At 70.2% G+C, this 4,537-nt stretch carries 2 protein-coding genes; one reads left to right on the top strand and one right to left on the bottom strand.

The genetic code is table 11. From position 1 onward, the window contains the following. Nucleotides 1-56 precede the first annotated feature (56 nt). A complete protein-coding gene (locus ACFRMQ_RS38595; RefSeq protein WP_380735560.1) occupies nucleotides 57-2,777 on the bottom strand; it encodes a penicillin acylase family protein in 2,721 nt (906 codons plus the stop codon). 240 nt (nucleotides 2,778-3,017) lie between these two features. On the opposite strand from ACFRMQ_RS38595, the gene ACFRMQ_RS38590 reads away from it, so the two are divergent. After that, on the top strand, nucleotides 3,018-4,502 hold the full coding sequence (locus tag ACFRMQ_RS38590; RefSeq protein ID WP_380735559.1) for a potassium/proton antiporter: 1,485 nt from the start codon (nucleotides 3,018-3,020) through the stop codon (nucleotides 4,500-4,502). Nucleotides 4,503-4,537 lie beyond the last annotated feature (35 nt).

Here is a 4,537-nt window from a genome sequence, read left to right as displayed (position 1 = left end):
GGAGCGGGGCCGCCTTGCGGCTCGGGGCCGCCTTGTGGCTCGGGGCCGTCCGGGCGTCAGCCGGTGGTGAGCACCAGCTTGTGCTTGGTCGCCTTCTCGACCGCGTCCGGCGAGTTGGCCCAGGTCAGCAGCTTGCCCTTGAGCCAGACGTCGGTCTGGTCGTTGTAGTTGTCGTGGAAGGCGTGGCCGGAGGCGCCGCCGACGTTGACCCAGCGCGAGGCGTCGAGGTCGTTCAGGTCGACCACCATGCGCATCGAGGGGATCCAGTCGACCTGGTAGCCGGCCGCCGCGTTCCAGCCGGCCGCGTCGACCGCCGCCGAGCCGCCGGAGAGCCGGTACGGGCCGCGGTTGAGCAGCTTGTGCACCGCGCCGGAGCCGATCGAGGAGTCGTCGGTGCCGAGGGTCTGCTCGCGCAGCTCCAGCTTGTGCAGGCGGCCCCAGCTCCAGGAGGAGACGTCCTTGCCGAGCAGCGAGGTCAGCTCCTGGCGGGCGTCCTTCATCGCCTCCTTGAGGAGGTTGTCCAGGCCCTTCTGCTCCTTGTGCTGGTCGTCGATGTACGTCCACCACGAGCTGTCGGGCTTCTCCAGCTGCTGGCGCACCACCTCGGTCCAGCGGTCGCCGCCGTCCGGCTGGGCCTTGCCCGGGTCACGGGTGCCGCACTCGGTGACGATCTTGGTGGCGCTGTCCGGCTTGGTCGGGTCGTCCTGCCGGCGGGCCAGCAGGCAGTTGTCCTTGGCCCGCAGGTCGGCCGGGAACTTCTGGCCGAAGGCCAGAGTCAGCAGCTGGCGCCAGACGCCGTTGTAGTAGGCGGCGGCGGCCGAGTCGGCGTCCTGGTGGAAGTTCCAGTCCTTCAGCAGGTCCTGGGCCTCGCGCACGTACGGGTCGTCGATCTGCTGCTTGAGCAGCAGCGGGACCAGCGTCTTGGCCATCACGCTGGTGTTGTCCAGCTGGAGGGTCTGCATGTCGTCCGGCGAGATCTTGCCGTTGTTCTTGAGCAGGCCCTCGATCTGGTCGGTGATCTCCTTGGCGCGGGTGCCGTACTCCCAGTCCTTGGTCAGGTTGTACTTGTAGCTCGGGTCCACCACGGCCTGGTTGGCGGTGACGATGTAGCTGGCCGAGGGGTTGAGGCTCCACGGCAGCGCGTTGAAGGGGATCGGGTCCTTCCACTGGTAGGCGGAGTCCCAGCCCGGCGAGGGGAGGGTGCCGTCGCCCTTGCCGCGGACCGGGATGGCGCCCGGGGCCTGGTAGCCGATGTTCTTGGCGTCGGCGTAGATCAGGTTCTGCGCGGGGACGGTGAAGTCCTTGGCGGCGGCGCGGAACTCGTCCCAGTTCTTCGCCTTGTCCAGCTCGAAGACGGCGTCCATGGTCTTGCCGGGGCTGAGCGCCGTCCACTGGAGGGCGACCCCGTAGCCGCCGGTGCCGCGGTCGGGGGCGGAGGTGCCGTTGGGGGCGTACTTGCCGACGTTCTGCTGCTCGGTGCTCTGGTCCGAGATGAGCGGGGCGCCGGTCTTGGTGGTGCGGACGGTGATGGTGCGGTCCTCGCCGCCGGCGACCTTGATGGTCTCCTTGCGGAGCTCGAACTTCTCGTCCTTGCCGTCCACCTGGTAGGTGTCCGGGCCGGTGACCTTCTCCAGGAAGAGGTCGGTGACGTCGGCGCCGAGGTTGGTGAAGCCCCAGGCGATGTCCTGGTTGTGGCCGATCACCACGCCGGGCATGCCCGCGAAGGTGAAACCGGAGACGTCGAACTGGCAGGCCGGGGAGCTGGTCCGGCAGTGCAGGCCCATCTGGTACCAGACCGAGGGCAGGCCGGGGCCCAGGTGCGGGTCGTTGGCCAGCAGCGGCTTGCCGGTGGTGGTGTGCGAGCCGGCCACCACCCAGGAGTTGGAGCCGATGCCCTGGCCGGGGCGGCCGAGCAGCTGCGGCATCGAGTCGATCCGGTCGGTCAGGCCCTGGAGCACCGCCTTGGTGGCGGCCGCGCCCTGGGTGGTGCCGGCCGTGCCGGGGGCCGCGCCGGACTGCGGGGAGCCGTCGGCGGGGCGGTAGGCGTCGCCCGCCACGGTGCCGGTCTTCACGATCGTGCCGTTGCGGGCGTACGGGTAGTCCGGGTACAGCTCGGCGATCTTGTCCGGGCCGAAGTCCTGGGCCAGCAGCGAGCGGTCGATCTCCTCCTGGAGGTTCCCGGAGAGGTTCCAGGCCATCGCCTTGAGCCAGGCCACCGAGTCGACCGGGGTCCACTGCTCGGGCTTGTAGCCGCCGTTGACGACGCCGAGCAGCGAGTACTCCAGCGAGGCCTTCGCGCCGCCGGGGTGCTCGGCGAGCCAGGCGTTCACGCCGTCCGAGTACGCCTGGAGGTACTTCTTGGTGTCCGGGGACAGCTTGGTGTCGAACTCCTTCTGCGCCACCTGCCGCCAGCCCATGGTGCGGATGAAGGCGTCGGTGTCGACCTGTCCGTCGCCGAACATCTCGGAGAGCCGGCCCGCGGTGACGTGCCGGCGGACGTCCATCTCCCAGAAACGGTCCTGCGCCTGGACGTAGCCCTGGGCGCGGAACAGGTCCTCGGAGGTGTCGGCGTACAGCTGCGGGATGCCGTTGGCGTCCCGCTTGACGTCGACGGGCGCGCTCAGGCCCGCGACCTTGACGCTGCCGTCGACCTCCGGGAAGGAGGCACGCACCGCGGTGACCCCGCGGTAGCCGCCGTAGCCGGCGCCGGCCACCAGCAGCACGACCAGCACGATCACGATCAGACGGGCGCGCCGGAACTTCTTCGAGCGGGGCATCTGGGTCCTTGCGGTCCTGACTTCGGGGCGGGCGGGGCGTGTCCAGGGCCTGCGACCCCGGCAGGGCACCACATTAGGCCGAGTCGGCCGGGCACCGTGAACGGGGGACCAAGCTAAAGATATGGCAAAATGTTAGACTGCGTAACGATCCGCAAGGGGAGTATTGACGACTTCTTAACGGGTCAGCCCACAGCACCACCAGACACCCCGTCCGCCCCTGCCTGCCCGAGGTGCCCCTGCGTGAACGTCTCCCACCTGAACCAGCTCCTGCTCGAGTCCTCCGTGATCCTGCTGTTCGCGGTGGGTGCCGTCCGCCTCTCCACCCGATCAGGGCTGCCCAGCCTGCTGATCTATCTGGGGATCGGCGTCGCACTGGGCCAGAACGGGATCGGCGTCACCTTCAACAACGCCGAGCTCACCCAGGTGCTCGGCTACGCGGCGCTCGTGGTCATCCTGGCCGAGGGCGGCCTCAAGACCAGCTGGCGCGAGATCAAGCCGGTGATGCCGTCCGCGACCGTGCTCGCCACCGTCGGCGTCGGCGTCAGCGTGTTCGCCACCGCCGCCGGCGCCCACTGGCTGGTCGGCCTGGACTGGCGGACCTCGCTGCTGCTGGGCGCCATCGTCTCCTCGACCGACGCGGCCGCCGTCTTCTCGGTGCTGCGGATGGTCCCGCTGCCGAACCGGCTCACCGGCCTCCTGGAGGCCGAGTCCGGCTTCAACGACGCGCCCGTGGTCATCCTGGTCGTCGCCTTCGCCACCACCGGGGAACTGGACTCCTGGTACGTGCTGCTCGGCACGATCCTCGCCGAGCTGGCGATCGGCGCGGTGATAGGCCTCGCCGTCGGCAAGATAGGCGCCTACGGGCTCAAGCAGGTCGCGCTGCCCTCCTCGGGCCTCTACCCGATCGCCGTGATGGCGCTCACCGTGCTCGCGTACGCCGGCGGCGCGCTGCTGCACGGCTCCGGCTTCCTCGCCGTCTACATCAGCGCGGTGGTGCTCGGGAACTCCAAGCTGCCGCACGGCCCGGCCGTCCGGGGCTTCGCCGACGGACTGGCCTGGATCGGGCAGATCGGCATGTTCGTGCTGCTCGGCCTGCTCGTCACCCCCTCGTCCATGGGTGACGCGGTGGTGCCCGCGCTGGTGATCGGCGGGGTACTGGTCTTCCTGGCCCGGCCGCTCTCGGTGATGGTCTCGCTGACCCCGTTCAAGATCCCCGCCCGCGAGCAGGCGCTGCTGAGCTGGGCCGGGCTGCGCGGGGCCGTGCCCATCGTGCTGGCCACCATCCCGGTGGTGTCGGGCGCCCACAAGGCCGAGGACGTCTTCAACATCGTCTTCATCCTGGTCGTCGTCTTCACCCTGCTCCAGGGGCCGACCCTGCCCTGGGTGGCCAAGCGGCTGCGGATCGGCGACGGCGCGATGGGCCAGGACCTGGGCATCGAGTCCGCGCCGCTGGAGAAGCTGCACGGGCACCTGCTGTCGGTCGCGCTCTCCCCCACCTCGCGGATGTCCGGTGTGGAGGTCAGCGAGCTGCGGCTGCCCAAGGGGGCGGCGGTCACCCTGGTGGTGCGCGAGGGGAACTCCTTCGTGCCGGACAGGACGACGATGCTGCGCGGCGGGGACGAGCTGCTGGTGGTCACCACGGACGAGGTCGGCGAGGCGGCGGAGCGACGGCTGCGGGCCGTCGACAAGGGCGGCAAGCTCGCGGGGTGGCTGAACGGCCGGTGAGGGCGGCGCCCGGCCGGCGAGGGGGTGGACTCCCC

It is taken from the genome of Kitasatospora sp. NPDC056783 (assembly GCF_042789895.1).
Taxonomy (GTDB): domain Bacteria; phylum Actinomycetota; class Actinomycetes; order Streptomycetales; family Streptomycetaceae; genus Kitasatospora.
Note: the sequence above shows the minus strand (reverse complement) of the source record. Positions and strands in the feature narration are given on the sequence as shown.

Bases quoted from the DNA above. Each gene is read 5' to 3' on its own strand.
- ACFRMQ_RS38595 (WP_380735560.1), bottom strand. From the start codon at position 2,777: ATGCCCCGCTCGAAGAAGTTCCGGCGCGCCCGTCTGATCGTGATCGTG.